The organism is Photobacterium sanguinicancri (assembly GCF_002265265.1).
Classification (GTDB): Bacteria; Pseudomonadota; Gammaproteobacteria; order Enterobacterales; family Vibrionaceae; genus Photobacterium; species Photobacterium sanguinicancri.
The window spans coordinates 1-575 of the sequence record NZ_NOIF01000423.1 but is presented as its reverse complement, the minus strand read 5'-3'; the positions used below and the strand labels follow the sequence as shown (position 1 = coordinate 575).

1 pseudogene is annotated in these 575 nt (G+C 62.8%); it reads right to left on the bottom strand.

Features of this window, described 5'->3' with window-relative positions:
- Positions 1 to 575: pseudogene (locus ASV53_RS25730) on the bottom strand (hypothetical protein); the annotation flags it as partial.

Sequence of the window (575 nt, the reverse complement as noted above, 5' to 3'; positions counted from 1 at the left end):
CAGCATGCCGCCGGGTCGCATCTCGGTGGCGATGGTTTGCTTGGTGTGCTGCTTCGCCACGCGTGCGATCTCCTGCGCCATGTTCTCGTAGCCGGCTGGCGCCTGCGTCTGCGTAGCGCCACCCTGATCGATGTTGACAACGACGTTGACGTTGCCGCCTGACACGCTGTTATTCGTGGTCTGGCTGGACAGGAACTGTTTCAAATCCTGGTTCGTTCTCCGATCAACAACGCGCTCTCCGCGATCCAACAACCACGTTCCTTCGCGAGGCACCGAGTCGATACCGTCGTGCGCCATGCCGGCGATGGTCTGGGAGGCGATCAGGCCAACCGAGGCGTACCCGAGGCCGCGAATCAACGACGCCGCCGGGATGCCAAGAATCGGACCAAGAGTCATCGCCTTGGTCGCCGCCACCTCAGTGTTGACGATGGCCTGCGCGATACTCGCCGCCTTGCTGATCGCGAACATGACCTTGTAGGCGGTGCTGCTCTTGTCGCCCATCTCCGCCATCATGCTCGCAACCTGGCCGGTCATCGCGCTGGTGGTGGCGAGCACGGCACTGGTGTAGCCGAGCT